Consider the following 2,827-nt stretch of genomic DNA (forward strand, 5'->3'; position numbering starts at 1 on the left):
CGAAGCAAATCTTCAGACTCTGTACGGCGTCTTCGAGGTGACTGGCAAGGTCCAGGTTTTCGGTAATCGCCCGGTAGAGGTATTCCTGCTCCCGCCGGCAGAGGTCTTCATGGCTGGGTTCATCCTGAATTTCGATATACTGGTCCTCCCGGAGGCGGTTCCCTTTCTCATCGGTATCGCTCCAATGCACCACCAGGGTGTTCACCGCGGTGTGCTGGGACACATCCGAAGGATCAACGGCGCTCACATCCTTCCCAATACTCACCGAACCCTTTGGTCCAATAACGTCCTTCACGAAAAAGGCGGTTTTGCTGATCATGGGACCCCATCCCACCTCGTACCACCCTACTGAACCATCTTCAAAGACGATCTGGAGTGCCCCGTAGTTGTGGGTATCTGGGGGGATTTCATCGCTCAAACGGGCCGCGATGCCGTGGACCCTTCGTGGTTTCGCCCGGGTAATCTGACACATCACGTCCACATAGTGCACCCCACAGTCCACAAGCGGTGGCATACGACGGATGAACTCCTTGTGTACCATCCACTCATGGCCGTAACTCTGCTGATTGAGATTCATACGCATGACCACAGGTTTTCCCATTTCGCGGGCATAATTCACAAACATCTGCCAAGCGGGGTGATGTCGCAGGATATACCCCACCACCAGCTTCCGCCCGGTTTCTCGCGCCACCTGGGCCACCCGTTCCGCATCGGGGACATTCTGGGCAATGGGCTTTTCCAGGAACACATGACATCCCTGCTGCATGGCGTATATGGCGTACTCCGCATGGGTATCGGTGTAGGTATTAATCGACACCACCTCAGGTCTTGTGACCCTCATGGCCTCATAGTAATCGGTGAATATTGGTACAGAAAGACCCAGCTCCCGGGCAAGCTTCTGGGCTCGTTCCACATTTCGGGCAACGACCAGACCGACCACATTGAAACCGGGAAGTTGCGCATACGCCCGGGTGTGCGACGCCCCCATTCCGCCAACCCCAACGACCAGAGTCCGAAAGGTCATTTTCATCCCTCCTTTTCCGGATACAGGATTTGCCGAGCAACATCCAGGGGCAAATCATTCACAAAGGCCCCATTGGGATTATAGAACCTTTTTTCCTCCACAGTGAGTCCAGCCCAGGCTCCCTCTTTCACCGCAGCGTGCACATTGCGGGGCTTCACCGCATCGCCCACATTCGCAACCCCTCAAAGAGCTCTGTGTTGGGTCGGGTAAAGCAGGTGATGATGGCATCATAGGGAAGCGAGAGGAATTCCCCGCCGCGCAGAACGGTCACCGTATCTTCTCCAATCTCCAGTACCAGGCTACTGGTATAAACCCGTACCGGGTACCGGAATGGTTCAGAGTGCAGGGCTTCAGCATCCTGTTGCTGAAAGCGCTTACGCAGAACGTACATGTGAATCACTTCAATGGTGGAACCGAATTACCCGTAAGGGCTGACAATGGTCACCTCTTTCCCAATGGAAGCCAGGAATGCCGCAGTATCGGCCGCAGGGTAGTGGTCTCCCCAAACGATGACTCTCTGGCCCTCGATTTTCTTCGGTTTCCTCCCATCCCCGGGGTGAAACTCACAGGATACCTTGGGACAGGCCAGGATATGCTCGAAGGGAATCACCCGCTCGGCAAGACCGGTGACTCTGGGCACGTAGGAACGAGCGCCGGTGGCGTTGACCACCACGTCATAAAAAGCCAGTTCCTCGAGGGTCGGAGCATGCCGCAACCGCAGATCAACGGGTAGCTGGGTCACCTGGTAACGAATCCAGTCGGCGTACCATTTCATCTTCTCCTTCCCCGGAACAAGACAGCACCCCAAAATCGCTCCCCCAAGTTCTCCGGTCTTTTCATAGAGAGTCACCTCGTGTCCTCGCTCCGCAGCATGGCGAGCCGCTTCCATCCCTGCTGGCCCTCCGCCCACCACCGCGATACGCAAGGGTTTACTCACCTTCTTACGAATCTCAAAGGCCGGGTTACCGCATGCCGGGTTAATGGCACAGGCAATCTCTTTTTTGGCCATGAGTGACTCCTGCCAGCACCCAGTGAGACAGGAAATACACCGGCGAATCGCTTTCACCTGGCCATGTTTGGCCTTCATGGGCCAGTAGGGATCGGCCAGGAGCTGGCGTGAAAGACCCACGAGGTCTACCTTTCCCTCAGCGAGAATTTGCTCGCAGTACTCCGGATTGCGCAGAGAATGGCTGTTGATGACCGGAATACGCACCTCTTTCTTTATGGCTTCCGAAGCATAGATGGTCCAGCCTTCTTCGTAGTACATGGGGTCGAAACCCGCTCCAGGGCTCTCCTGAATACACTGGCTGAGGTCCAGAGCCGCCACCCCAGCTTCTTCCAGGACTTTGGCCACCCGGATGGATTCCGGCAATTCCCGACCCCCGGGTACCCATTCATCCACCGAATAACGGACCAGGATGGGAAAATCGGACCCACACTTTTTCTGAATGGCTTCGATGATGGCCAGAGGGAAACGCATGCGGTTTTCGAAACTCCCCCCAAACCGGTCGTTCCGGTGATTGAGGTAAGGACTCATGAACTCGGAGATGAGGTATCCATGGGCAGCATGGAGTTCTACGGCATCGAAGCCAGCCTGTTTCACCCGCCACGCTGCTTCGGCGAAAAGGTCGATCAGAGCAAGAATTTCGTCCGTAGTCAGAACATGAAGGGACTTCCGGGTAAGACTTTCCTCCTCGCTGGCATAGAGAATGGGACGGCTCTGTGACCAGGGGAGATTCACCACCATATCGGTCGAAGCAAATTTGCCCTCTCGGGGTAAAGCCGCCTGTCTTCCGGGGTGCT

General features: G+C 55.8%; 4 protein-coding genes. All 4 read right to left on the bottom strand.

Translation table 11 applies throughout. The features are described 5' to 3' along the window. On the bottom strand, positions 1–1,024 hold a 1,024-nt coding region (locus tag ABJK56_RS13805), incomplete at its 3' end, for a Gfo/Idh/MocA family oxidoreductase (protein ID WP_347245250.1). Between the two features lie 2 nt (positions 1,025–1,026). Then, positions 1,027–1,182 (bottom strand): hypothetical protein, encoded by a 156-nt coding sequence (locus ABJK56_RS13810; RefSeq protein WP_347245251.1) that lies wholly within the window; start codon positions 1,180–1,182, stop codon positions 1,027–1,029. Then, the gene (locus ABJK56_RS13815) at positions 1,179–1,415 is read right to left on the bottom strand and encodes a hypothetical protein (protein ID WP_347245252.1); all 237 of its coding nucleotides are present in this window, start codon (positions 1,413–1,415) and stop codon (positions 1,179–1,181) included. Before ABJK56_RS13815 ends, ABJK56_RS13810 begins: the two co-directional genes overlap by 4 nt. Positions 1,416–1,442: 27 nt before the next feature. Beyond that, on the bottom strand, positions 1,443–2,827 hold a 1,385-nt coding region (locus ABJK56_RS13820), incomplete at its 5' end, for an FAD-dependent oxidoreductase (protein WP_347245253.1).

It is taken from the genome of Thermogutta sp., assembly GCF_039793925.1.
GTDB lineage: Bacteria > Planctomycetota > Planctomycetia > Pirellulales > Thermoguttaceae > Thermogutta.

What these genes read in the sequence shown, in the direction of transcription:
- ABJK56_RS13815 (WP_347245252.1), bottom strand. Translation starts at nt 1,415, where the DNA reads ATGTACGTTCTGCGTAAGCGCTTTCAGCAACAGGATGCTGAAGCCCTG.